The 23,535-nt window shown below is 75.4% G+C and carries 17 protein-coding genes; 5 read left to right on the forward strand and 12 right to left on the reverse strand.

Annotated elements, in window-relative coordinates; genetic code table 11:
- Positions 1 to 168: 168 nt before the first annotated feature.
- A complete protein-coding gene (locus tag WA788_RS21855; RefSeq protein WP_335979874.1) occupies positions 169 to 618 on the forward strand; it encodes a PTS sugar transporter subunit IIA in 450 nt (149 codons plus the stop codon).
- 4 nt (positions 619 to 622) lie between these two features.
- The gene (gene ptsP / locus WA788_RS21860; RefSeq protein ID WP_335979876.1) at positions 623 to 2,293 is read left to right on the forward strand and encodes a phosphoenolpyruvate--protein phosphotransferase; all 1,671 of its coding nucleotides are present in this window, start codon (positions 623 to 625) and stop codon (positions 2,291 to 2,293) included.
- A gap of 103 nt (positions 2,294 to 2,396) precedes the next feature.
- Here the strand turns inward: ptsP and WA788_RS21865 are convergent, their stop codons facing one another.
- Positions 2,397 to 3,395, reverse strand: a complete 999-nt coding sequence (locus tag WA788_RS21865) for a hypothetical protein (protein ID WP_335979878.1) — start codon at positions 3,393 to 3,395, stop codon at positions 2,397 to 2,399.
- A gap of 130 nt (positions 3,396 to 3,525) precedes the next feature.
- The gene (locus WA788_RS21870; protein WP_335979880.1) at positions 3,526 to 5,550 is read right to left on the reverse strand and encodes an acetoacetate--CoA ligase; all 2,025 of its coding nucleotides are present in this window, start codon (positions 5,548 to 5,550) and stop codon (positions 3,526 to 3,528) included.
- A 409-nt stretch (positions 5,551 to 5,959) separates the two neighbouring features.
- Here WA788_RS21870 and WA788_RS21875 point away from each other — a divergent pair, with 409 nt between their 5' ends.
- Positions 5,960 to 8,281, forward strand: coding sequence for a glycoside hydrolase family 31 protein (locus WA788_RS21875; RefSeq protein WP_335980128.1), 2,322 nt, complete (start codon positions 5,960 to 5,962; stop codon positions 8,279 to 8,281).
- Here the strand turns inward: WA788_RS21875 and WA788_RS21880 are convergent.
- From WA788_RS21880 to WA788_RS21900, 5 genes are all read right to left on the reverse strand, one after another.
- Positions 8,275 to 8,901 carry an NUDIX domain-containing protein gene (locus tag WA788_RS21880; RefSeq protein WP_335979882.1) on the reverse strand — a complete coding sequence of 209 codons (627 nt, stop codon included), beginning with the start codon at positions 8,899 to 8,901 and terminating at the stop codon, positions 8,275 to 8,277. The genes WA788_RS21875 and WA788_RS21880 overlap by 7 nt on opposite strands.
- A 9-nt stretch (positions 8,902 to 8,910) precedes the next feature.
- Positions 8,911 to 10,161 (reverse strand): adenylosuccinate synthetase, encoded by a 1,251-nt coding sequence (locus tag WA788_RS21885; RefSeq protein WP_335979883.1) that lies wholly within the window; start codon positions 10,159 to 10,161, stop codon positions 8,911 to 8,913.
- 49 nt (positions 10,162 to 10,210) lie between these two features.
- Entirely contained in the window at positions 10,211 to 11,137 is a 927-nt protein-coding gene (locus WA788_RS21890; RefSeq protein ID WP_335979885.1) for a hypothetical protein, read from the reverse strand.
- A gap of 102 nt (positions 11,138 to 11,239) precedes the next feature.
- Positions 11,240 to 12,391, reverse strand: coding sequence for a molecular chaperone DnaJ (locus WA788_RS21895; protein ID WP_335979887.1), 1,152 nt, complete (start codon positions 12,389 to 12,391; stop codon positions 11,240 to 11,242).
- Positions 12,388 to 13,308, reverse strand: coding sequence for an NUDIX hydrolase (locus tag WA788_RS21900; RefSeq protein ID WP_443034078.1), 921 nt, complete (start codon positions 13,306 to 13,308; stop codon positions 12,388 to 12,390). The genes WA788_RS21895 and WA788_RS21900 overlap by 4 nt, the downstream gene beginning before the upstream one ends.
- 140 nt (positions 13,309 to 13,448) lie before the next feature.
- Here WA788_RS21900 and WA788_RS21905 point away from each other — a divergent pair, with 140 nt between their 5' ends.
- On the forward strand, positions 13,449 to 13,838 hold the full coding sequence (locus WA788_RS21905) for a DUF962 domain-containing protein (protein ID WP_335979889.1): 390 nt from the start codon (positions 13,449 to 13,451) through the stop codon (positions 13,836 to 13,838).
- Positions 13,839 to 13,910: 72 nt separating this feature from the next.
- On the opposite strand, the gene WA788_RS21910 is transcribed toward WA788_RS21905, so the two are convergent.
- From WA788_RS21910 to WA788_RS21925, 4 genes are all read right to left on the reverse strand, one after another.
- Positions 13,911 to 14,510 carry a GTP-binding protein gene (locus WA788_RS21910; protein WP_335979890.1) on the reverse strand — a complete coding sequence of 200 codons (600 nt, stop codon included), beginning with the start codon at positions 14,508 to 14,510 and terminating at the stop codon, positions 13,911 to 13,913.
- Positions 14,511 to 14,621: 111 nt separating this feature from the next.
- Positions 14,622 to 15,038 carry a DUF742 domain-containing protein gene (locus WA788_RS21915; RefSeq protein WP_335979891.1) on the reverse strand — a complete coding sequence of 139 codons (417 nt, stop codon included), beginning with the start codon at positions 15,036 to 15,038 and terminating at the stop codon, positions 14,622 to 14,624.
- A 35-nt stretch (positions 15,039 to 15,073) separates the two neighbouring features.
- Positions 15,074 to 15,496 (reverse strand): roadblock/LC7 domain-containing protein, encoded by a 423-nt coding sequence (locus WA788_RS21920; RefSeq protein ID WP_335979893.1) that lies wholly within the window; start codon positions 15,494 to 15,496, stop codon positions 15,074 to 15,076.
- Positions 15,493 to 18,249: a sensor histidine kinase gene (locus WA788_RS21925; protein WP_335979896.1), complete on the reverse strand. Its 2,757-nt coding sequence runs from the start codon at positions 18,247 to 18,249 to the stop codon at positions 15,493 to 15,495. Before WA788_RS21925 ends, WA788_RS21920 begins: the two co-directional genes overlap by 4 nt.
- A gap of 189 nt (positions 18,250 to 18,438) precedes the next feature.
- Here WA788_RS21925 and WA788_RS21930 point away from each other — a divergent pair, with 189 nt between their 5' ends.
- Complete coding sequence (locus WA788_RS21930) at positions 18,439 to 18,843, forward strand: hypothetical protein (protein WP_335979897.1); 405 nt, start codon at positions 18,439 to 18,441, stop codon at positions 18,841 to 18,843.
- Between the two features lie 30 nt (positions 18,844 to 18,873).
- On the opposite strand, the gene WA788_RS21935 is transcribed toward WA788_RS21930, so the two are convergent.
- Complete coding sequence (locus tag WA788_RS21935) at positions 18,874 to 23,523, reverse strand: hypothetical protein (RefSeq protein ID WP_335979899.1); 4,650 nt, start codon at positions 23,521 to 23,523, stop codon at positions 18,874 to 18,876.
- Positions 23,524 to 23,535: the final 12 nt, after the last annotated feature.

A 23,535-nucleotide genomic window follows, 5' to 3' on the forward strand; every position in this document is an offset into this window, starting at 1 on the left:
CGCCAACCTACTGGACCGGCCTCGGGTGGAGCAAATCGGGGGTGGCGGTCCCCCGGGTGACGGGGCGCCAGATCCGTACTTGGTATGACTTAGGCTGCTGTAGCCATCGGCCGTCCGGTGACGGGGGGTCATGGTCCACCCTGACCTCCGCACCGAGGAGTGCTGCACATGACGACTGTTTCGTCGCCGATGGCCGGCCGGGTCATCGGGCTCGACGCCGTACCCGACCCCGTGTTCTCCGGTGAGATGGTCGGCCCGGGCACAGCGGTGGACCCCGTGCGCGAGCCCGCGGAGGCGGTGTCTCCGGTGGACGGCATCGTCGTGTCCCTGCACCCGCACGCTTTCGTCGTGGTGGACGACGAGGGGCATGGAGTGCTGACGCACCTGGGTATCGACACGGTGCAGCTGAACGGCGAGGGTTTTGAGGTGCTGGTCGCCAAGGGCGACACGGTCGGCCGCGGCCAGCCCGTCGTGCGGTGGAACCCCGCCGCGATCGAGGCGGGCGGCAAGTCGCCTGTGTGCCCGGTGATCGCGTTGCAGGCCACCGGCAGGGCGCTGGGCGGCGTCGTCCGTGACGGCGAGGTCGCCGCGGGCGACACTCTCTTCGACTGGAAGTAGGGCGATGCAGACAACGCTGCGGGGCGTCGGGGTCAGCCACGGGGTGGCCATCGGTCAGGTACGGCACATGGGCACCGCGGTGCTGGAGCCGCCGGCGAAGCAGGGCAGGGCGGGCGACGCGGCCCGTGAGCAGGGTCGGGCCCGGCAGGCGGTGGAGGCGGTCGCCGCCGACCTCAACGCGCGCGGGCAGCTCGCCGGTGGCGAGGCCCAGGCCGTGCTGGAGGCGCAGGCGATGATGGCGCAGGACCCGGAGCTGATGGCGGACATCGAGCGGCGGGTCGCGGTGGGGAGCACGGCGGAGCGGGCCGCGTACGACGCGTTCGCCGCGTACCGGGCGCTGCTGGCGGGTGCGGGGGCGTATCTGGCCGGGCGGGTGGCGGACCTGGACGACGTGCGGAACCGGATCGTGGCGCGGCTGCTGGGGGTGCCGATGCCGGGGGTGCCGGACAGCGACGAGCCGTATGTGCTGGTGGCGCGGGATCTGGCGCCGGCGGACACGGCGCTGCTGGACCCGGCGCTGGTGCTGGCGTTCGTGACGGAGGAGGGCGGGCCGACCAGCCACAGCGCGATTCTGGCGCGGGCGCTGGGGGTGCCGGCGGTGGTGGCGCTGCCCGGTGCGGTGGAGTTGGCCGAGGGGGTGGTGGTGGCGGTGGACGGGAGCACCGGCGAGGTGTTCGTGGAGCCGGGCGAGGAGCAGCGGGAGGCGCTGGCGGCAGAGGCGGCGGAGCGGAAGGCGGCGCTGGCGGCGTCGTCGGGGCCGGGGACGACGTCGGACGGGCACCGGGTGCCGTTGCTGGCGAACGTCGGTGGGCCGGGGGACGTGGCCGGTGCCGTGGCGGCGGGGGCGGAGGGGGTGGGGCTGTTCCGTACGGAGTTCCTGTTCCTGGACGACTCGGTGGCGGCGCCGTCGGAGGAGGCGCAGGTGGCGGCGTACCGGCAGGTGCTGGAGGCGTTTCCGGAGGGGCGGGTGGTGGTGCGGGTGCTGGATGCCGGTGCCGACAAGCCGCTGGAGTTCCTGACGCCCGCGGACGAGCCGAATCCGGCGCTGGGGGTGCGGGGGCTGCGGTCGCTGCTGGAGCACCCGGAGGTGCTGGCGACGCAGTTGCGGGCGCTGGCGCGTGCGGCGGAGGGGCTGCCGGTGCACCTGGAGGTCATGGCGCCGATGGTCGCGGACCGGCGGGACGCGAAGGCGTTCGCGGACGCCTGCCGGGCGGCGGGGCTGGCGGCGAAGTTCGGGGCGATGGTGGAGATTCCGTCGGCGGCGCTGCGGGCGCGGTCGGTGCTGAAGGAGGTGGAGTTCCTTTCGCTGGGGACGAACGACCTGGCGCAGTACACCTTCGCGGCGGACCGGCAGGTGGGTGCGGTGGCGCGGTGGCAGGACCCGTGGCAGCCCGCGCTGCTGGACCTGGTGGCTTCGGCGGCGGAGGCGGCCCGGGCGGAGGGGAAGAGCTGCGGGGTCTGCGGTGAGGCGGCGGCCGATCCGCTGCTGGCGTGTGTGCTGACGGGGTTGGGGGTCACCAGCCTTTCGATGGGGGCGGCGTCGATTCCGTATGTGCGGGCGGCGTTGGCGAGGTGCACGTTGGCGCAGTGTGAGCGGGCGGCGGTGGCGGCGCGGGCGACGGACAGCGCGGAGGACGCCCGGCGGGCGGCGCAGGCGGTGTTGTCGGGCGAGTAGTCGGGCGAGTTGCGGAGTGGAGGGGTGGGGTGGGGCGGTCGGCGGCGGGTCGGCAGGTGGTCGGGTCTGCCGGCCTGCCACCGGTCCTCGTTTGCGGTTCTGCTCAGGGCAGGGGGATGCCGGGGGCGTAGCGGACGCCGGGTTCGGGTGGGATGGGGTCGCCGGTGACGGGGTCGGTGCAGTAGGCGTTGAAGACGGCGGCTTCGGTGAGGGGTTCGGGGGTGCCGTCGCGCAGTTCCCAGCCGCGGACGGTGTCGCCGTCGGGGGTGAGGGTGCGGACGACGAGTCCTGCGGTGCGGCCGGTGACGGTGGCGGCGGCCATGACGGTGCACAGGACGAGGGCGTCGGCCTCGGCGAAGTGGGGTTCGCCGCCTGGTGCGGTGTGGGTGAGCAGGGCGGCGGGCAGGGGTGGGCCGTCGTCGGTGGGGAGGCTGCACACGACGTGCTGGTCGCCGGGGCCGACGGCGTCGAGGAGGTTCATGAGGGTGTCGGAGGCGTCGTCGAAGGCGCAGTGGGAGAAGTGCCGGCCGCAGTCGGGGCAGGGGCCGGCGGTCGCGAGCAGGTCGGTGGCGCGCTGCCAGACGGCGCGGCGGTCGGCTTCGCGGGCGAGTGCGGCGCGCAGGTCGTCGACGGGCTGGCGGGCGTAGGGGATGGTGGGTCCGGTGGTGGTGGCCTCGGCGACGTAGTGGGTGCGGGTGTCGGGGGTGTCGGGTGGTCTGCGGGTGCTGTGGCAGTAGGAGTCGTAGGCGTCGGGGTCGAAGTGGGTGACGGCGACGTGGGTGCCTTGGGCGTGCAGGCCGCGGAGGAGTCCGTCGAGGTGGTGCAGATACTGCCCGTAGTCGTCGAAGGGGAAGCTTCGGTGGCGGGTCATGGCGGTGAAGTCCTGCTCGTCGAGGAGCAGGGAGACGACGGTGGGGGCTTCGCGGCGCAGGGCGCGGCGCTGCCGGCCGCGGCCGGATGGGGCGCCACGGCGGCCGGTGCGGGGTGGCCGGGTGGGGGTGCGGGCCTGGTCGGGTCGGGTGGGGTCGCCGGTGCGGGCGCGGGTGTCGGGGCGGGCGCGGTGCTGGTCGGGTCGGCCGGTGTGGTCGGCGGTGGGTGGCATGTCTTCCCCCGGTGCGGGTGCGTGTCGGCAGGGTCGGTGGTGGCCGGGGCTGTGCCGCCTCGACCACCACTGATCACTCACCGTAGTCGCACCCACTGACAATCGGGCGGGGTGCCGGAGTCGGCGGCGGCTACGCGGGGTCGGTCGCGGTGCGTTCCGCGGCGAGCCGCTCGTAGAACCGGAGCACGTCGAGGTCGTCGACGGAGCCGGGGTTGACCGCCTTGTCGAGTGCGGTGCCCTGGAGGAGGCGTTTGACGGGGACCTCGATGCGTTTGCCGGTGAGGGTGTGCGGGACGCCGGGGACCGCGATCACCTCGTCGGGGACGTGGCGCGGGGAGAGCTGGGTGCGCAGGGCGGTGCGGATGCGGTCGCGCAGGGCGTCGTCGAGGGAGGCGCCGGGGGCGAGGCGGACGAACAGCGGCATCCAGTAGCCCCCGTCGGGCTGTTCGACGCCGATGACGAGGGATTCGGCGATCTCGGGGAGGCGTTCGACGACTTCGTAGATGTCGGAGGAGCCCATCCGGACGCCCTGGCGGTTGAGGGTGGAGTCGGAGCGGCCGTGGATGACGACGGTGCCGCGGGAGGTGAGGGTGATCCAGTCGCCGTGCCGCCATACGCCGGGGTAGGTCGCGAAGTAGCTGTCGCGGTAGCGGGCGTCGCCGGGGTCGTTCCAGAAGCGGAGGGGCATCGAGGGCATCGGGTTGGCGACGACCAGTTCGCCGACCTCGTCGGTCAGCGGCCGTCCTTGGGCGTCCCACGCCTGGAGGTCGGTGCCCAGGCAGGCGGCCTGGAGTTCGCCGACGTACACGGGCAGGGTGGGGACGCCGCCGGCGAAGCAGCTGCACACGTCGGTGCCGCCGCTGACCGAGGCGATCCACAGGTCGGCGGCGACCTCGTCGTGCAGCCAGCGGAAGCCGTCGGGGGGCAGGGGGGAGCCGGTGGTGGCCACGCAGCCGACCGCCGAGAGGTCGAAGTCGCGGCCGGGGTGCACCTCGGCCTTGCGGCAGGCGATGACGTAGGCGGCGGAGGTGCCGAAGACGGTGGTGCCGGTCTGTTCCGCGACGCGCCACTGTGCGGCGGTGTCGGGGTGTCCGGGGGCGCCGTCGTAGAGCACGATGGCGGCGCCGGCGAGCAGGCCGGAGACGAGGAAGTTCCACATCATCCAGCCGGTGGAGGTGTACCAGAAGAAGCGGTCGCCGGGGCCGAGGTCGAGGTGGAGGCCGGTCTGCTTGAGGTGTTCGAGCAGGATGCCGCCCTGGGACTGGACGATGGCCTTGGGCAGGCCGGTGGTGCCGGAGGAGTAGAGCACCCACAGCGGGTGGTCGAACGGGACCTGTTCGTAGGCGGGTTCGGCGTCCTGGGTGGTCAGCGCGTCCCATTCCAGGGCGCCTTCGGGGGTGGCGGTGCCCAGGAGGGGGATGTGGACGGTGGCGCGCAGGGTGGGGAGTTCGGCGCGCAGTTCGGCGACGGTGGCGGTGCGGTCGTGGGACTTGCCGCCGTAGCGGTAGCCGTCGACCGCGAAGAGCACCACGGGCTCGACCTGCCGGAAGCGGTCCAGGACGCTGCGGGCGCCGAAGTCGGGGGCGCAGGAGGTCCATACGCCGCCGACGGCGGCGGTGGCCAGGAGGGCGACGACGGCGTGTGCGGTGTTGGGCAGGTAGCCGCTGACGCGGTCGCCGGGGGTGACGCCGAGGCGGCGCAGTTCGGCGGCGAGCGAGGCGACCTGGCGGCTGAGTCCGGCCCAGGTGACGGTGGCCGGTTCGTGGCGTTCGTCGAGGTGGATGAGGGCGGGCTGTTCGGCGCGCTCGGGGTCCTGGGCGGGGCGCAGGGCGTGTTCGGCGTAGTTGAGCCGCGCGCCGGGGAACCAGCGGGCGCCGGGCATCGCGGGGTCGGCGAGGACGGTGTCGGCGGGGGTGGAGAAGCGGACGTCGAACCATTCGGTGAGCGCGCGCCAGAACTCCTCGGGTGCGCGCACCGACCAGGCGTGCAGGGCGGCGTAGTCGGCGACGGGGTCGGTGCCGGTGGGCGCGGGGGCGGTGTGCTGCCGGGCGGCCCAGTGGTGGAAGCGGGTCAGCCGGGCGCCGGCGATCCGTTCGGGGCTCGGGCGCCACAGCGGCTCCGGGGTGCTGGCGGCGGGCTCGGGCGTGGTGGTCATGGGCGGCTCCCGGACGGTACGCGTCGTTGCGTCGGTGGGTCGGTACCCGGGACGGGCGTCCGTCGCCTGGGGACTGGGCAGGACGATGCCACGTGATCGTCTTGGACGCCAGGGTGGCCTTGCGGGTGTGGGGCGGGTCGCACCGGACGGCGCAGGGTGCGGGGCGGGTGGGGCGCGTGGGGTGGCGGGACGCGGTGCGCGGTCGCCTCCGGGGGCCGGGCATGATCGTCGAGGTGAACAGCGGCTGAACGAGCGGCGCGGTCTTCCGGGCCGGTGGGAGGGTGGGGGCATGGACGCTGGGTATCTGCTGGGTGCGGTGTGGGGGGAGGTCGTGGGAGGGGTGCGGGACCTGCGGGCGGTGTTGCGGCGGGGGCGGTCGGATGGCGCCGAACTGGTGCGGGCGGCGGGGATGTTGGGCTCGGCGCGGGGGCGGTTGGCGGTACGGGCGGCGCGGCGGCGGCGCGCGCTGGACGCGCGGGACCTGCCGGTGCCGGGGCCGGAGCGGACGCGTACGCCGGGGCTGGTGGTGGGGGCGGTGCCGGAGCCGGGTGGCGGGGTGGTGCGGTTCGCGCGGGCGTGGTTGCGGGTGCGGGTGGCGGCGGGCGGTGCGGTGTTCTGCGGGTGGGACGGTGCGGAGCCGCTGCCGTCGTACGCGCTGGCCGGGGACGGCCCGCCGGCCGACCCGCGGGCGGTGCTGGAGCCGGACGGCGCGGGGTGGCGGGTGGTGTCCGAGCGGATCACGGTGCGGATCTCGGACCGCGGGGCGGTGGACTTCCGTACGCCGGGCGGGTTGTTGCTGCGGTCGGAGGGGCCGCCGTCGTGGCAGGACCCGGCGGCGGGGCCGGTGGCGGGCCACGCGCCGCGCTGGGAGCAGCGGGCGCGGCTGCCGGCCGACGCGCGGGTGTTCGGGTTGGGCGGGCGGGCGGCGGGTCCGGTGCTGCGGACGGGGCGGTACCGGCTGTGGAACACCGGCCCGAGGGGCGTGTTCGGGCCGGGGGACGATCCGCTGTCGGTGACGATGCCGGTGCAGTTGGTGGTCGCGGACGCGAGCTGCCATCTGGCGTTCCACGACAACACCTGGGACGGCGAGGTCGCGTTGTGGGACGGGCGGGAGGGCGCCGGGTCGGGCCCGGACCAGCAGGGGATCAGCCGGCTGCGGATGGACGGCGGGCCGCTGCGGTACTGGGTGATCGCGGGGACGCCGGCCCGGGTGCTGGCGGGGTGGACGGCGCTGACCGGGCGGCCCGCGGTGCCGCCGCGCTGGGCGCTGGGCCACCACCACGCGCGGTGGGGTTTCGGCAGCCAGGAGGAGGCGCTGCGGATCGCGGCGGGCTACCGGGAGCGGGAGTTGCCGCTGTCGGCGCTGCACCTGGACGTCGACCACTTCGACGGGCACCGGGTCCGCACCGCCGATCCGCGTCCCTTCCCCGATCTGCCGGGCCTGGCGAAGGAGTTGGGCGGGCAGGGGATACGGCTGGTGTCGGTCGTGGACCCGGCGGTGAAGGCGGAGCCGGGGTTGGCGGCGTACGACAGCGGGTCGGCGGCGGGGGCGTTCGTGCGGGACGCGCGGGGCCAGGAGGTGCGGGGGGTGGTGCGGCCGGGTGAGGCGGTCTTCCCGGACTTCACCGATCCGGCGGCGCGGGCGTGGTGGGGCGGGCTGTACGCGGAGCGCCTGGCGCAGGGCTTCGCCGGTTTCTGGCACGACAGGAACGAGCCGGCGTCCTTCACGGCGTTCGGCGACCGGACGCTGCCGCTGTCGGCCCGGCACGCGCTGGAGGGCCGGGGCGGCGACCACCGCGAGGCGCACAACGTCTACGGGCTGGCGATGGCCCGGGCCGGTCACGAAGGTCTGCGCGAACTGCGGCCCGAGGCGCGGCCGTTCCTCGTCTCGCGGTCCGGGTGGGCGGGGATGCAGCGGTACGGCGGGACCTGGTCGGGCGAGGTGGCGACGGGCTGGGAGGGGCTGCGGGCGTCGCTGGCGCTGGTGCTGGGGATGGGGCTGTGCGGGGTGCCGTACTCGGGGCCCGACGTGGGCGGTTTCGACGGCACCCCGTCGCCGGAGCTGTATCTGCGGTGGTTCCAACTCGCCGCGTACCTGCCCCTGTTCCGTACGCGTTCGGTGCTCGGAGCGGGGGCGCGGGAGCCGTGGCGGTTCGGCCCGGAGGTGCTGGGGCACGCGCGGGAGGCGCTGCGGGAGCGGGAGCGGCTGCTGCCGTACCTGGAGACCCTGGCGCAGGTCGCGCACCGTACGGGCGCGCCGTATGTGCGGCCGCTGTGGTGGAAGTCGCCGGGTGACCGGGCGCTGCGGGAGTGCGACGACGCGTTCCTGCTGGGTGACGCGCTGCTGGTGGCTCCGGTGCTGGTGGAGGGGGCGACGAGCCGGCTGGTGCGGCTGCCGCGCGGGCTGTGGCACGACACGGCCACGGGGGCGGCGTACCGGGGGCGTTCGACGGTGCGGCTGGCGGCGCCGCTGGGCCGGGTTCCGGTGCTGGCCAGGGCCGGTGCGGTGCTGCCGGTGGCCGGGGAGGGCGGGGCGGTGGAGCTGGAGGCGTGGGCGCCGCGGCCGGGCCGGGGCGGGGGCGGTGAGGTGGCTGTCGGCGACCCGGAGGGGTGGGCGGCACCGCGCCGGGAGCGGTTCGTGTCGCGCTGGGCGCAGGAGCGGGTCGTGGTGGAGCGGGAGGGCGGCGGCGAGGTCGGTTACGCCGTGCGGGTGCGCGGGGTGCCTCAGTAGTTGCCGCCGAACCAGCGGCGGGCGGCGAGGGTGTGCAGCGGGAAGCCCAACTCGGCCGGTGCGCGCAGCAGTTCGTAGCCCTCGGTCTCGTCGGTCGGGGCGGAGGGCGGCAGTTCGGCGAGCGGGCGGGGCGGCAGCAGGCCGAACAGCAGCAGGTAGCCGCCGTCGGTGTCGGTCAGCGCGTCGGCGAGCCGCACGTCGTCCGCGCGGGCGGTGATCCCGGTCTCCTCCCCCAACTCCCGTGCGGTGGCCTGCTGCCAGGTCTCGCCGACCTCGACGAAGCCGCCGGGCAGCGCGAGGGTGCCGAGCGCGGGCCGGATGGTGCGGCGGATGACGACGAGGCCGGTGCCGTCGGCGTCCTGGACCGGCAGGAGGCAGACCGCGACGGGCAGCGGATTGCGGTAGGCGGTGTGGCCGCAGGCGGTGCAGGTGCGCGGCCAGGCGGCGGTGGCGGGGTAGGGGGCGCCGCAGGTGGAGCAGTGCGCGTCGCGGCGGCGCGGGGTGCCGGCCCCCGCGGACGCGGCCGCCGCGGCGGGCTCTGCGGGGACGTCGGCGGCTTCGGCGGCACCGCGGGCTTCGGGGACTTCGGGGACTTCGCGGGCTGCTGGGTCGGAAGGCACGCGCGGACCCTATCCGACCGTGGCCTCGGTCAGCACCTGCCGGGCCGGGCCGTGGGACTCGAGGACCACCGGGGCGCCCAGCAGCGCGCCCACCGCCGTCGGCCAGTGCTCCGGAGTGGACCACACCGCGGGGTGCGCGCCCAGCAGGAGGCGGGTGAGGGCGGCCTGCCGGTCGAGGTCGCCGGGCGCCCCGACGGGGAGGCGTTCGACCAACTGCCCCTCGATCGCGTAGCCGTGGCAGATCCGCAGCGAGGGGCAGCGCGGGGGCGCGTCGAGGTGGGTGAGGGCCAGCGCGTCCACTCCCCCGCACACCTCGACGGCGTACGCGTGCGCGACCGCGTCGAAGTGCCCGACGCGGAAGGCGCCTTGCCAGCGGCCGTGCCCGTTGTGCGGTTCGGGCAGCGCCGCGGCCAGCTCCGGCTCCTCGGTGACGTGCGGGCCGGGCCCGTGCCGGACGGTGTAGGTGCGCACCACGCCCAGCCGGCGGGCCGGTTCGGGCGCGCCGGCCTCGGCGAGCAGCGTGTCGGCGTTGGCGAAGGTGGTGGTCGACCAGGTGGTGTACGGGTGGAAGCCGTGCCACTCGTCGAGCAGCACGCCCTGGGCGCCCTCGAGGACCAGGGGGCCGCCGCGGGCCAGGGCGGCGAGGTGCGCGTGGTCGGTGAGGGCGACGGCGCCGGCGAACGCGCCGAACGCGGCCGCGCAGTCCTCGACCGGCGGCGCGGCCAGCGGCCCGAGTTCGTCGCTGAGGCGGTCGCGCAGCAGCCGCAGTTTGCGCAGCAGCCGTGGCCGCGCGGCGCAGTCGCCCGCGGTGGGCGCGTCGGCCGGGTGGGCCAGGGCGTAGGCGGCGGTCTCCCCCACGCCCATGCCGCACGAGCCGTGCCGGTCCGCGCCGCGGGCCTGCTCGCGCAGCCGGTTGGCGGCCGCGTGGTACGGCGTGACCAGCCGCGCGTCGCGGTCGACGGTGAGCAGGCCGTACGGCGCCGGCACGCCCAGCGCGCGGAGGTGGTCGGCCTCCGCGGCCAGGGCGAGCGGGTCGACGAACATGAAGCGGGACAGGTGGGTCGGGGTGCCGTGGAAGGTGCCGGCGCCGAACTGGGCGAAGGTGTGGTGGCGGCCGTCGGCGGTCACCACGTTGTGGGCGGCCTGCGGGCCGCCGTTGAACCGGACGACGGCGGTGACGGCCCGGTCCTGGCACAGGCGCGCGACCACCGCGCCCTTGCCGGCGTCTCCGTAGCCGAGGTCGACGACGGTGGTGTGCACTTCGGGCTCCTCATCCGTGTGTGGGGATTCCAGCCGGGCCCCGGCGGGCTCAGCGGCCCGGACTGCTCAGGCTGCCCAGGGCCCGCGCCACCGACGGGCCGGCGGCGGAGCCGACGTCGGCGAGGTCCGCCAGGCCCTCGGCGAGGTCGATGGCCTCCTCGCCGAGGCCGACGGTCAGCGCGATGGTCTCGCAGACGGCGTCGAGGTCGTCCAGCTCGATCACGTTCTGGCCCAGCAGGCGGCGCCAGAGGGTGAGGACCTCGGTGTTGCCCGCGTGGGCGGCGCCGGTCGGCAGGATGTAGAACACGTGGAACTTGCGGCGCAGTTCGGCGAGGATCTCCGGCAGCGGGATGTCCCGCTGGACGCGGTCGCCGAGCACCGCGCGGATCTCGCGGGCCTTCACCTTGCCGTAAAGCATCTCGTCGCCGATGAGGAAGAGGTAGCCGCGGCGGCCCCGCTTCTCGTGGCAGTCCAGCGAGGTGTGCCGGGCCATGGCGTACAGGGCGAGTTCGTAGGACTCGGTCATCTGGCCGCCGCCCCCGCCTTCGAGGAGGATGTTGCCGAGCTGCTCGTCCATGCGGTTGTCGGACTCGAACTGGCCGAGCTGGAGCGGGACCTGGTCGCAGGTGGCGTCGCCGACGCCGCCGAAGAGGATCTGCGGGTGCTCGGTGTAGCCCTTGCGCAGCAGCAGCCCGAAGAGTTCGGGGAGCTTGGTCTGGAGGACCCGCGGGACCGCGCCCATGGAGCCGGTGACGTCGAAGAGGACGGAGATGGCGAGCGAGGTGGGGTGCTCGGCGGAGTCGCGGCTCTCGCGGGTGGTGAGGCCGTGCGGGTCGAGCGAGGGGTGCGCGGTCCAACTCGACCGCGGGGAGCTGTGCTTGACGCGGTCGCTGTAGGCGAAGGCGCTCGCGCCGGAGGCCGAACGGTAGCGCTCGGCGGCGTCGTAGACGTTGGTGGACCAGCTTCCGCTACCCATGGTGTTCCCCCTGGTGGTGTGAAGGTGACGAGGCGTCAGGTAAGGGCGTTGGTGGTGAACGGCCGGGCGGCTCGGGCGGCTTCGGGGCCGGGCGCGTTCGGTTCAGGCGGTTCGGGCGGCCGGCATCGTGAACGGGCGGAAGGTGCGCGGTCCGTAGAGCCGGTCGAGGAGGTCGTCGAGTTCGGCGAGCAGGCGCCAGGCGTCCTGCGGGCGGGCGCTCGGCCCCGGCAGGGTGCAGCCGCGCAGGAAGGCGCGCATCGGGCCGGGGGCGCGCGGGCCGATCAGGTCGCGGACGCAGAGCGAGGCGAGGTGGATGTCGGTGGCCGCCGAGGCGGGTTCGTGCTGCCTCGCCTCGGGCGGGTAGGCGGCGGCGTGGCGGTGGATGAGGACCGGCACGTCGGTGCCGACGGCGGTGGCGTAGCACCAGTCGACGAGCACCAGGCCGTGCAACTCGGGGTGGATGAGGACGTGTTCGGGGAAGACCGCGCCGTGCACCAGCCCGGCCCGGTGCGCCCAGCCCAGGGCGGTGAGCAGGCGGCGCCACATCCAGGCGGCGTCGAGGGGGTCGAGCCCGCCGGGGTGGGCGGCGGCGACGGCGGCGAGGCTGTGGAAGCCGACGAGTGGCGCGAGGGCGTTGACCCTGAGTTCGGTGCCGTCGTCGGCGCGGTGCCGGAAGCTCTCCAGGAGGGTGGGCGCGTAGGCGCGGTGCCGGGGTTCGGCAACGGTGTCCAGGCGGGTCAGGACGTCGGCCTCGTGTTCGGTGAGGTCGTTGTCGCGCGGTTTCCGCGGGATCTTCAGGACGGCGCTGCCGCGGCGCCCGTCGTGGTCGTAGCGCGCGGTGCGCAGGTCGCACAGGTCGCCGGCGGCCAGGTGCGGGCCGAGGAGGTAGCGGTGGCGGGCGCCGGTGAGGACCGGCCGGTCGTGGTGGTGCCAGGCCGCGGTGAGCCGGGCGAAGGCGGCGGTGGCCCGCGCGGTGCGGCCGGGCGGGGCGGTGTCCGGGTGCAGCAGGCGGGCCAGCCGGCGGTAGTGGGCCGCGGCGCGGGCGGGGTCGGCGGGGAAGGCGGGGCCGGCGCCGTCGAGTACGGCCAGGGCCTCGTCGAAGGTGCGGGGTTCCGGGCGACCGCCAGAACCGTACGAGGGGGCGGGGGCGGCGCCGTATGCGGACTCGGCGCCGTACGAGGCGCCGGCGTCGTGTACGGGGCCGGGGCCGGGGCCGGGGCCGCTTCGGGCCGGGCGGGCGTCGGCGGCGCTCACCGTATGCCCGCCTCGCGGTCCGGGCGCAGCAGCGCCGGGTGGAGCAGCTTGGCGTCGCCGGCCCGGTAGAGGCGCGCCCGGGGGCCGCCGCGGCTGCCGGGGCGGGTGTCGGTCTGCCCGGTGGACTCCACGAACCCGGGCACGGACAGCACCTTGCGGTGGAAGTTCCCCGCGTGCAGCGGCGCGCCCCACACCGTCTCGTAGACCGCGCGCAGTTCGCTGATGGTGAAGGTCTCGGCGAGGAACGCGGTCGCCAGGGGGGTGTACTCGATCTTGCCGCGGGCCCGTTCGAGGGCGTCGGCGAGGATGTCGGCGTGGTCGAAGGCGAGGACCGCCTCACCGGGTGCGGTGGGCGGGGGCCGGCGGCCGGTACCACCCCCGTGGGTTCCGGCCGGCCGGCCCTGCTCGTGGGGACGCCGGGCCGGCGCCTCCGGTTGCCCGGCCGCAGCGACCGCACCGGCCGCGCCGACCGCCGCCACCGGCAGCCAGGCGGCGCCCGCCGCGTCGCCGCCGGCCCGCGCGTCGGGCAGCCCGGGCGCGAAGGCGAGGTAGGCGATCGACACGACGTGCATGCGCGGGTCGCGGTCCGGGTGGCCGTACGACCCGAGCTGTTCGAGGTGGACCCGGCCGAGGGTGAAGGCGTCCAGCCCGGTCTCCTCGGCGAGTTCGCGCGCGGCCGCGGCGTCGAGAGACTCCTTGCCGGCCCGGACGAAGCCGCCGGGCAGCGCCCAGGCCCCGGCGAACGGCGGGCCGCCCCGCTCGATCGCGAGGACGTGCAACCGCCCCTCGCGCAGGGTCAGCACGACCACGTCGACGGTCACCGCGATCGGGTCGAACGCGCGCGGGTCGTACCCGGCGAGGAAGTCCCGCTCACGGCGCTCCCGTTCGCCGCCGTGCCCGTACTGTGCCGCGTCCACGCCGGCCCCTCCTCCGCTCGCCGGGCGCGCCATGGCGGCCGGACCCGCTCCGAGTTGTTCTCACTATGAGTGTTTCTCGATATGAGAAGAACATAGCACGACCTCCTGACACGGTCCAGGCCCGGCGCTACGGTGCGGTGATGACGAAGCAGACCTACGGCTCCTTCGAGGAGTTCTGGCCCTACTACGTGGCGATGCACTCCAAGGCGGCGACCCGCTGGGTGCACCTCGCGGGCAGCCTCACCGGGCTGGCCGTCACCGGATACGGCCTGGCCCGCGGGCGGCTGCGGTACGCCGCGGCGCTGCCGGCCATCGGCTACGGGACCGCCTGGCCGGCGCACTTCCTCATCGAGGGGAACAACCCGGCGACGTTCGGGCACCCCGCGTGGTCGCTGCGCGGCGACGTGCGGATGATCGTGACGATGCTCGCGGGGCGGGACGCGGAACTCGGCGAGATCGCGGCGAAGTGGCTCGCGGAGAACGGCCGTCCGGGTGCGGCCGACGAGGCGGAAGACGCCGCGCACACGTGACAGGCCGCCAGCCGGAATCCGGCTGACGGCCTGTCAGGTGCCCTGGTACGGAGAGGGGTTGACGGTCGGCGGCTACACCGCGCCCTGGCGCGCCGCCATGTTCGCCGCGTGCTCCACCACACTGATGAGCACCTTCTTCGCCGAGTCGCGCTCCCGCGCGTCGCACAGCACCACCGGCACGCCCTGGTCGATGTCGAGCGCCTCGCGGACGGTCTGCGGCTCGTGCAGTTCGGCGCCGTCGAAGCAGTTGACGGCGACCGCGAACGGGATGCCGCGCTGCTCGAAGTAGTCGATCGCGGCGAAGCAGTCCGCGAGGCGGCGGGTGTCGGCGAGCACCACCGCACCGAGCGCGCCCTGCGCCAACTCGTCCCACAGGAACCAGAAACGGTCCTGCCCGGGCGTGCCGAACAGGTACAGCACCAGGTTCTCGCGCAGCGTGATCCGGCCGAAGTCCATGGCGACCGTGGTGGTGTGCTTGCCCTCGACGCCGGCGGTGTCGTCGACCGGGCGGCCGGCCTCGCTCAGCGACTCCTCGGTGCGCAGCGGGCGGATCTCGCTGACCGCGCCGACCAGCGTGGTCTTGCCCGCGCCGAAGCCGCCGGCCACCAGCAGCTTGAGCGCCACCGGCTCTTTGGCCGGCTGCTCGGGACGGCGTTCGGTGCGCAGGGCCATGGTGTCTTCTCTACTCCCTACCGGGGCGGGCGGCGGTGCCCGCGGCTGGCGTACTCACAACTCGGAACTCAGAACTCAGGATTCAAGCAGGGGCGCGGGCCCGGCCCGCCCCTACAACGCGCGCAGGCCGTCGATCACGTCCCGCAGGATGCTCACGTCGGGCAACTCGGCCGGCGGCACCGGCTGGTGGAGGTGCACATGCGAGGCTTCCACCAGGTCACCGACGAGCACCCGGACCACGCCGACCGGCAGGTCCAGGTCTGCCGCCAGTTCGGCCACCGAGATGGCCTGGTACTGGCAGCGCTCGATGATGTCGAGGTGTTCGGGCGACAGGGTGTGGTCGTCGAACGCGGTGAGGCCGTCCTCCGGCGCCTGTCCGGTGATCACCAGGGCGATCAGGTCGATCCTGGCCTTCGCGGTATGGCTGGTACGGCCCCGCGTCATCGCGTAGGGCCGCACCACCGGTCCGGCGGCGGCGTCGAACCACCGCTCCGCCGACGCGTCAGAAGTCCCGGGCTCAGAAGTCATGACCTGTCCACCCCCGTAGATTCAACACATCGCGGTCAGCCGCTGAGCGCCGCGCCGCCGCCGTGCCGCGGCGCGCTGCCCAGATGGACCCCGACCCGCTTGACCAGCAGGGCCATCTCGTAGGCGACCTGCCCGACATCGGACTCCGCGTCGCTGAGGACCGCGAGGCAACTGCCGTCGCCGGCCGCGGTGACGAAGAGGAACGCGTCGTCGAGTTCCACGATGGTCTGCCGGACCCGGCCGGCGTCGAAGTGCCGCCCGACGCCCTTGGCCAGGCTGTGGAAACCGGAGGCGACGGCGGCCAGATGCTCGGAGTCCTCGCGGGTCAGCCCGTCGGACGCGCCGATGGACAGACCGTCCCCGGAGAGCACCAGCGCCTTGCGGATGCTGGCCACACGGGCGACCAGATCGTCAAGGAGCCAGCTCAGCTCGCGTGTCGCGCTGGATGGTGCCGTCATCGGCCGTACTCCTCAGGTGTCGTTCGTGTGGTTCGTGTCGCGGATGTCGATGGGTCGTCGTCGCCGGCCGGGGGCGTCGGCTCGGGGTCGGCGTCGACCGAACGGCCGCGCTGCCAGCCGCGCTGGAGCGACGCCATCCGGTCGCGCACCTCCTCGGCGGTCCGCTCACGGGCGGCGCCCTCCTCGGCCCGGCGGACGGACTGCGTGGTGTCGGCCCGCAGTTGCGGGGCCAGGTTCGCCTGGCGGACCCGGCGCGGGAGAACGGTGCTGCCGGAGGGGACACCGGGTACGGCGCCGGGTGCCGCGGGTGCGGTGGGTGCCGCCGGTGCCGCCGGTTCGGGGCTCTGCGGGGACGGCGCCGGGCCGGGGTGACGGGCGCCGCCGCGGCGGGTCGGCAGCGGCCCTGCGCCGTCGCCGTCGTGCGGGACGGCCTGCACCGGCGGCCCCGGGTCGCGCGGGGCCGGTGCCCCCGTGCCCCAGGGCCACTGGGTGTTCTCGACCTGGTCGGGCCCGCCCCGGTCGTGCCCGCCCTGGTCGGCGGGCGGTTCGGGCGTGTCGCGGGCAGGCTGCTGCGGGTCGCCGACCGCGCGGCCGTGGTCGGTGACCAGCACCGGCGCGGTGCGCTTGCGGCGGCGCGGCAGGCCGAACGGCGTCTGGCCGGCGGGCTCGGCGGCCGGGCGCGGCGCGGGCGGTTCCTCGGCGTGGACGGCGTGCTCCTTGTGCGGCTCGCCGCCCGCGCCGTCCATCCCCCACTGCCGGAAGGTGTGCTCGGTGTCGCCGGGGTACGGCTGCTCCGCGCCCGCGCCCGCCATCTCGTCGGCGGCGGCGTCCAGCCGGGTCGCACCGGTGTCGGCGTCGCCGGTCTCGGTGAGCAGCGCCGAGGGCACCAGCACCACCGCGGTGGTGCCGCCGTACGGGGACTGGCGCAGCGAGACGCGGACGCTGTGCCGCTGGGCGAGCCGGCTGACCACGAACAGGCCGAGCCGGTCGGTGTCGGACAGCTCGAACTCCGGGGTCTCGGCCAGCCGCAGGTTCGCCTCGAGCAGCGCGTCCGGGGTCAGGCCCAGGCCGCGGTCGTCGATCTCGATGACGAAGCCGTTGGCCACCGGCTCGCCGTGCAGCCGGACCTGGGTGTGCGGGGGCGAGAACACCGCGGCGTTCTCGATGAGTTCGGCGAGCAGGTGGGTGAGGTCGGCTACGGCGGCCCCGGCCACGGCCAGCCGCGGCAGCCGGCGCACCTCGATCCGCTCGTAGTCCTCGACCTCGGCGACGGCGGCGCGCACCACGTCCATCAGCTGCACCGGGTTGCGCCACTGCCGGGAGGGGGACGCGCCGGAGAGGATGACCAGGCCCTCGGCGTGCCGCCGCATACGGGTGGTCATGTGGTCCAGCCGGAACAGGTCGGCGAGTTCCTCGGGTTGCTCGGTGCGGCGCTCCATCGCGTCGAGCAGGGTGAGCTGGCGGTGCAGCAGCACCTGGCTGCGCCGGGCGAGGTTGACGAACACGTCGGAGACGCCCTTGCGCAGGTCGGCCTGGCGTACGGCCGCCTCGACCGCGGCCCGCTGGAGGACGTTGAGCGCGCGGCCGACCTGGCCGATCTCGTCGTCGGAGTACTCCAGCCGCGGCACCTCGGTCTCGATGTCGACCTGCTCGCCGGAGGCGAGGCGGCGCATGACGCGCGGCAGCCGGGTGCCGGACAGCTCCTGCGCCTCGCGGCGCAGCCCGGTCAGGTCGCGGATCAGGCCGCGGCCGATCCGTACGGACACGATCAGCGAGGCGACCACCGCGATCAGGCCGAGCCCGCCGGCCAGCGAGGCTTCCACGACGAGGGTGGTGGGCACCGGGGCCGCGCTGTCGGTGAAGTCGACGACGACCTGCTCATCGAGCTTGTTGACGTCGGTGATGGCGGTACCGGCGACCGTCGGCCAGGACTGGTGCGCGGCGACGATCGGCGCGTCGGTCGGGGTGGCGGCCGACACCGCGTCCTGCGCGGCGCGCAGTTGCTTTCCCGCGGTGCTCTGCCAGAACGCCTCGAACCGGGCGCGGTCCGCCTTCGCCAGGACCGGTACGTTGTCGTCGTAGTAGCCGCGTTCCACGGCGACGGCGGAGGTGAACGCGGTCAGCTCGTCGCGGCTCATGTGGCCGGTGCTGATCGCGGCGCCCATCAGGGCGTCCTCGCGGGAGATCTGCTCCTCGGCCCTGATGACGCCGATACCGGCGGTGCGCTGCGGCTCGATGTTCGTGTTGTCGATCAGGTAGAGGCTGTCGCAGAACGCGAACGCCGGTGCTTCGAAGGTGTTGTAGCCGGCGTAGGTGTCCTCGCGGGAGATGTGCTGGTTGTCCACCCGCTGGCGCAGTCCGGTCAGGCCGTCGATGCCGGAGAAGAACGCGTCGAGGTGGGCGCGGGCCTGGGAGTTGATGTCCTTGGTCACACCGCTGCCGGAGATGTCGGTGCGCATCTCGGCAATGGCCGAATCCGTCACCTGGCCCTGCTTCTCGAAGGCGGTCCGCGCCTGCGAGTCCCGGGTGTTGGCGATGTACAGCAGTGCCGCCTTCCGCTCCTGCTGGAGGCTGCCCAGCGCGTTCTGGAGCGGATAGAGCACCTTGTTCGCTATTCGCTGGGGATCAGGCCGTCCGAACACCGCGCGGCTGGTGATCGTCGCCGCAAAGACCCAGATGGCGGTGAGGGACACCAGCGGGATCAGCAGCAGCGCCACGATCTTCCGGCGGATCGTCGTACCGCGAAAGCGCATGGCCTCCCCAACGTCTCACCCCGGAACGGGGATCGGTCTGTGGCGTGCAAACGGCGTGAGCCTACTACTGCACCACTGGCAACTCGAAAGTGAGTCCGGAGGGTCACCCGGGTCTGGCTGGAAAGTGCCACCTTTTCGAGTGATGGATCGGGCGGAATGCGTACGGACGTTTCGGGGCAAGCACCTTCTATGGAGTTCGAACACCGGTCGATGTGGGAGGAACAGCCCGTGGGCGCGCGGCGGATGCCCGATCCGGTGCGGGCGGCCGCGGTGCGGGCGGTGCTGATCAGTGCGGTCGCGCTCACCGAGGCGCTGGCCAGTGTGCTGCTGGCCGCCGGCGACTCCTGGCTGAGCGCGCCGGTGACGCTGGCCACGGTGCTGACCAGTGTCGTGGCGAGCTGGGCGGTGCTCGACGTGTGGGTCACCCGCCAGGTGTGGAACCAGCGCAACGGAGTGGTGTCCAGCCCGAGCAGCGCGGCGCGCGGCCTGCGGCGGGAGCGCCGCCGTGCCCGCCGTGCGGCGCGGGCCGCCGCCCGCCGCGGCCCCGGCCATCGGCGGCACATACCCGGCGGCCCGCTGCCGGGCGGGGTCTGAGCAGCCGCGGGCCGGGCCGGGGCGCTTCGCTCACGCCTCCACGGGGCGGCGGAACATCCGGGTTGCGGTGATCTCGCCGTGCACCTGCTCGCCGCGCGGGTCGGGCACCGGCAGGCCGGGCCGCAGGTGCTCCTCCACGCTGATGTACTTCAGTCCCGCCCGCAGGTCCGCGTCGTTGCGCAGCCGCACCACGAGCGGGAACTCGGCGAGCGCGGTCGTGTCGAACAGGCCGGTGGTGTAGAGCAGTTGCACGCCGAGCGCGTCGGCGACCGCGCGCTGGAGCTCCAGCAGGTAGGTGGCGTTGGCGCGGCCGATGGGGTTGTCCAGGAAGAGAGTGCCGGCGTGCCGCTGGCGGTCGCGGCCGCGGTCGTTGCTGCGCAGCGCGGCCATGGTGCAGTACAGCGCGATGGCGGCGGTGAGCAGTTGCCCGCCGGAGAACACGTCGCCCATCTGCCCGACCGGCACCCGCTCGGCGCGCAGCACCGCGTCGGGCTTGAGGATCTCCACGGCGACCCCGCGCGGTTCGAGTGCGGCGGCGACGGCGCGCAGCAGCAGGGTCATGCCGTCGCGCCGCAGGTCGGAGTTCTTGCGGACGGCGGCGCGGGTGGCCTCGTCGATGACCTCGCCGAGCCGGTCGGTGAGCAGGGCGTGGTCGGGGTCGTCGAAGCGGATGCGCAGGAACTCCTGCCCGGACCACTCGCCGAGGCCTTCCGGCAGCCGGGAGAGCCGCTGCGCGGAGCGGAGCGTGGCGAGGGAGGACTCGACCAGGCCGCGCAGCCGGTCCACGATGCTGTCCCGGTTGCGCTCCAACTGGCCCAGCTCGTCGGTCAGCACCCGCAGCCGGGGCGCGAAGGCGGCGGCCCAGGCGGCGGCGTGCTCGGGCAGTGAGGAGGCGGGCAGTTCCCGGATCTGCTGGCGGGCCGGGGTGCGCACCTGCTCGTAGCGGACCGCGTTGGCGTGCCGGACCAGCACATCGCAGGCGTCGCGCAGCTGGGTGTCGGCGGCGGACAGGTCGGCGGCGCAGCCGCGCAGCCCGCGGCGGGCCTCGGCCGCGGCCTGCCGTGCCTCGGCGAGGCTGCCGGGGTAGGGCTCGGGTTCCTCCTCCTCGGCCGCCGCGTGGGGGCCGTCGCGCAGCAGGTCGCGCAGCAGGGCGGCGGTCTCGTCGAAGCCGCTCGCGGCGTCCTCGGCGGCGCGGTGGGCGCGGACGATGTCGGCGTGTGCGGCCCTGGCCTGCTCCAGTTCCTCCTGGTGGGTGGCGAGTTCGGCGTTGGCGGCGCGCAGCAGCTGCTGGGCGTGGTCGGCGTCGCGCGGGGTGAGCGCGTCGGGCAGTTCCGCGTGGGCGTCGCCGTCGGCGGGGGCGAGGCGTTCGGCGTCGGCACGCAGCCGGCCGAGTTGCTCGCTGGCCGCGGACTGGCGTGACTCCAGGGTCTGTACGAGCTGTTCGGCGCGGCCGGCCGCGGCCTGCCGGGAGGGGCCGTCGGCGCCGTCGGGTCCTTCGAGGAGCTGGGCGGCGCGGCTGCGGACCTTGTTGCTGAGGCGTTCGAGTTCGGCGAGCGCGGCGTTCTCGGTGCTCTCTGCCCGGGCCTGTTCGGCGCGCAGGTCCGCGCCGACGCCGACCTGCTCGTAGACCTGCGAGGCCGCCCGGTACGCCTCGCGCAGCGCGGGCAGCGACACGGTGGACGGCGTGTCCGGGTCGGGCTCGGGGGTGTCCTCGGGGGCGCCGGCGATCTCCGCGCGCTCGGCGCGCAGCACCCGCGCGGTGCGGCGGGCGTCGTCGGAGGCGCGCTGGGCGGCCCGGCGGTCCTCGTCGGCGGCGCGCGCCCGGTCCAGGCAGGTCTCCGCGCGGGCCTCCGCCTCGGCCGCGTCGGCGGCCAGTTCGCGGGCGCGGCGCTGCCAGTTGGCGCGCTCGCGCAGCCGGTGGGCGAGCCCGGCGAGCTGGTCCGCGCGGCGGCGGGCCTGCTCGGCGGCCGCGCGGCGCGCGTCGTGGTCGGCGCCCGCCTCGGCGGCGGCCGCGTCGGCCTCGGCGCGCTCCTCGCGGGCAGCGGCCAGCTCGGCGCGGGCGGCCTCGGCGGTGTCCTGGGCGGCGGCGACCTCGGCGGCGAGTTCCGCCAGGCGCCCGGGCGGGCAGGACGCGCGCCAGGACGCCAGGCGCGCGGCCAGGCCCCGGTCGTGCGCCAGCCGGGCGGCGAGGGTGCGGATCTCCTCCTGCCGGGCGGCGGCCCGGGCGCGCAGTTCCCGGCGTTCGCCGTCGGCGGCCATCTCGTCGTGCATCGCCGGGTTCGGCGGCACCAGGAACACGTCGGGGGCGTGGTCGGCGGCGGGCGGCGGGGCGAGCAGGGCGGCCGCGGTGCCGACGGCGACCGTGGAGCGGGGCAGCAGCGCGGCCTGGGCCAGCGCCTCCCGGGCCCGGGCGTAGGAGTCCGGGTCGGTCACCACGACCCCGTCGACCAGCTCCGGGCGCGCGGCCATCACGGCGGCGTGGTCGGCGGGCGGGACGGCCTGGGCGAGGTAGCGCCAGCCGGGCAGCGCGGGCACGCCGTGCTCGCCCAGGAACTCCACGGTGGCCAGGACGTCCGGGCCGGGCGGCAGCAGTCCGCCGTCACCGAGTGCGCCCAGGATGCGGGCGTCGTCGGCGGCGGCGGTGCGCAGCTCGAACATCTGCCGTTCGGCGGTGGCCACCGCGTCCTCGACCAGCTCGCGCAGCGGCTCGGCGAAGCGGTCCAGCTCCTCGGCGCTCAGCGGCCCTTCGGGGCGTACGGGGCTGCCGACCGCGGCCGGGGGGACGGGGCTGCCGGCCGGGGGGACGGGGCCGTCGGCCGGTTCGGCGGCGGCGTGCTCGCCCAGGCCGAGCAGCGCCAGCGCCCGCGCGTCCGTGGTCAGCGGCGCGGTCGCGTCGAGCGCCGCGCGCTGCGCGGTGGCGGCGGCGGTGAGCGCGTCCGTGGCGCGGGCCGCGGCGAGTTCGGCGCGGGCCTCGGCGGCGGCGGCCTCGCGGGCGCGGGCGCTCGCCGCGGTCGCGGTGTCCGCGGCGGCCTTGGCCAGGGTCTCCGCGGTGCGCTCGGCGTCGGCGGCGGCGAGCGCGGCACGGGCCGGGTCCGCGTCGGGCGCGGTGTCGTCGAGCCACCCGGCGCGGACCGCCTCGGCGGTCTCCTGCTCGACCTCGGCGAGCCGCTGCCCGAGGTGCCCGCTCTCGCTGCGGGCGCGCTGCGCCTCGGTGGCGGCGGCGGTCGCGTCGCGGTGGGCGCCCTCGGCGAGGGTCTGGAGCGTGGCGGAACGCTCCTCCTCGTCGTCGGCCTGCCGCTCGGCCCGTACGGCGGCGCCCTGGAGCGCCCGCACCAGCTCGGCGGCGGCCTGGGTCCGGGCGGCGAGGGCGGGCGCCGCGTCGCGTTCGGCGGCGCGGATCGCCTCGGTGACGCGGGCCAGCCGGTCGCCGGCGGCGCGGTGCCGCAGCACCGTCTCGGCGGTCTGCCACGCGGAGTGCAGCGTGCGGGCGTCGGTCAGCTCGCGGCGCAGCGCCGCGGCGCCCTTCTCGGCGCCGGCCAGCGCCAGCGAGGCGTGCCGGTAGGCGAGTTCGGCGGCGATGCGGGCGCTGCCGGCCCTGGCCTGCTCGGTGTCGGTGACGGTGTGGGCGGCGTCGGCCATGTCCTGGGCGAGGTCGGCGGCGCGGGCGCGTTCCTGCCGAGCGCGGGCGGACAGCCGCCGGGTCAGCACCCGGGTGCGGCGCTCGGACTGGGCGTGTACGCCGCGGGCCTGGTCGCGTACGGCGGCGGCCTCGACGATCCGGTCCAACAGGTCGAGCGAACCGGCGGTGAAGTCGCGCTCGGCGGTGAGTTCCGCGCGGCGGCCGAGCTTTCCGGCGAAGCCGTGCACGAGGTCGGCGAGGCCGTCGGTGTCGCGGGTGTCGGTGACCGCGCGCAGCAGCAGGTCGGTGAAGTCGGAGTCCTTCTTGACCGCGAACAGGCCCGCGGCCTCGCCCTCGTCGGCGTTCATCTCCCGCTGGTAGCGGAAGAGTTCGGGGTCCAGGCCGAGGTCGCCGAGGTGTTCGTTCCAGCGGTCGTGGATCTCCTCCCAGACGACCTCCAGGTGCGGGTATGCCTTGCCCGCCTCGGTCAGCGCGTCGCGGAAGCCCTTCATGGTGCGGCGGCGGCCGCGCGCGCCGGACGCGCCCTCGACCGGGGGCCGGACCGCGGTGGCCTCGGCGACCGGCAGGGAGTCCAGGCTGAGGCCGGGGCCGGGGCGGAAGGAGTACCAGGCTTCGGCGAACTTGCGCGGGTCGGAGGAGACCTGGCGGCCGCGCCACTCGCTGACCTTGCCGACCACGACCAGTTCGCCGGTGAGGGTGTGCTGCCACTCCAGGGCGACATGGCCGCAGTCCTCGGCGAGCAGAAACTTGCGCAGCACGCCGGAGCTGGCCCCGCCCAGGGTGTTGCGGTGGCCGGGGAGCATCACCGAGAAGATCAGCTTGAGCAGCACCGACTTGCCGCCGCCGTTCTCCAGGAAGAGCACACCGGCCGGGGCGGGGCGGCGCGGCGGCCCGGTCGGCTCGTCGGCGAAGAAGTCCCCCTGGGCGGGCGCGGGTTGGGGCACGGGCTCGCCGACGCCGCGCAGGTCGAGGACGGTGTCGGCGTAGCGCGCGCCGGCCGGCCCGATCGAGTAGAGACGCAGCCGGGAGAGCTCGTACATGCGGGGGGCTTT

The sequence above is a fragment of the Streptomyces sp. CA2R106 genome (assembly GCF_037034245.1).
GTDB lineage: Bacteria > Actinomycetota > Actinomycetes > Streptomycetales > Streptomycetaceae > Actinacidiphila.

What these genes read in the sequence shown, in the direction of transcription:
- WA788_RS21855 (WP_335979874.1), top strand. Translation starts at nt 169, where the DNA reads ATGACGACTGTTTCGTCGCCGATGGCCGGCCGGGTCATCGGGCTCGAC.
- ptsP (WP_335979876.1), top strand. Translation starts at nt 623, where the DNA reads ATGCAGACAACGCTGCGGGGCGTCGGGGTCAGCCACGGGGTGGCCATC.
- WA788_RS21865 (WP_335979878.1), bottom strand. Translation starts at nt 3,395, where the DNA reads ATGCCACCCACCGCCGACCACACCGGCCGACCCGACCAGCACCGCGCC.
- WA788_RS21870 (WP_335979880.1), bottom strand. Translation starts at nt 5,550, where the DNA reads ATGACCACCACGCCCGAGCCCGCCGCCAGCACCCCGGAGCCGCTGTGG.
- WA788_RS21875 (WP_335980128.1), top strand. Translation starts at nt 5,960, where the DNA reads ATGTTGGGCTCGGCGCGGGGGCGGTTGGCGGTACGGGCGGCGCGGCGG.
- WA788_RS21890 (WP_335979885.1), bottom strand. Translation starts at nt 11,137, where the DNA reads ATGGGTAGCGGAAGCTGGTCCACCAACGTCTACGACGCCGCCGAGCGC.
- WA788_RS21905 (WP_335979889.1), top strand. Translation starts at nt 13,449, where the DNA reads ATGACGAAGCAGACCTACGGCTCCTTCGAGGAGTTCTGGCCCTACTAC.
- WA788_RS21910 (WP_335979890.1), bottom strand. Translation starts at nt 14,510, where the DNA reads ATGGCCCTGCGCACCGAACGCCGTCCCGAGCAGCCGGCCAAAGAGCCG.
- WA788_RS21915 (WP_335979891.1), bottom strand. Translation starts at nt 15,038, where the DNA reads ATGACTTCTGAGCCCGGGACTTCTGACGCGTCGGCGGAGCGGTGGTTC.
- WA788_RS21920 (WP_335979893.1), bottom strand. Translation starts at nt 15,496, where the DNA reads ATGACGGCACCATCCAGCGCGACACGCGAGCTGAGCTGGCTCCTTGAC.
- WA788_RS21925 (WP_335979896.1), bottom strand. Translation starts at nt 18,249, where the DNA reads ATGCGCTTTCGCGGTACGACGATCCGCCGGAAGATCGTGGCGCTGCTG.
- WA788_RS21930 (WP_335979897.1), top strand. Translation starts at nt 18,439, where the DNA reads ATGGAGTTCGAACACCGGTCGATGTGGGAGGAACAGCCCGTGGGCGCG.
- WA788_RS21935 (WP_335979899.1), bottom strand. Translation starts at nt 23,523, where the DNA reads ATGTACGAGCTCTCCCGGCTGCGTCTCTACTCGATCGGGCCGGCCGGC.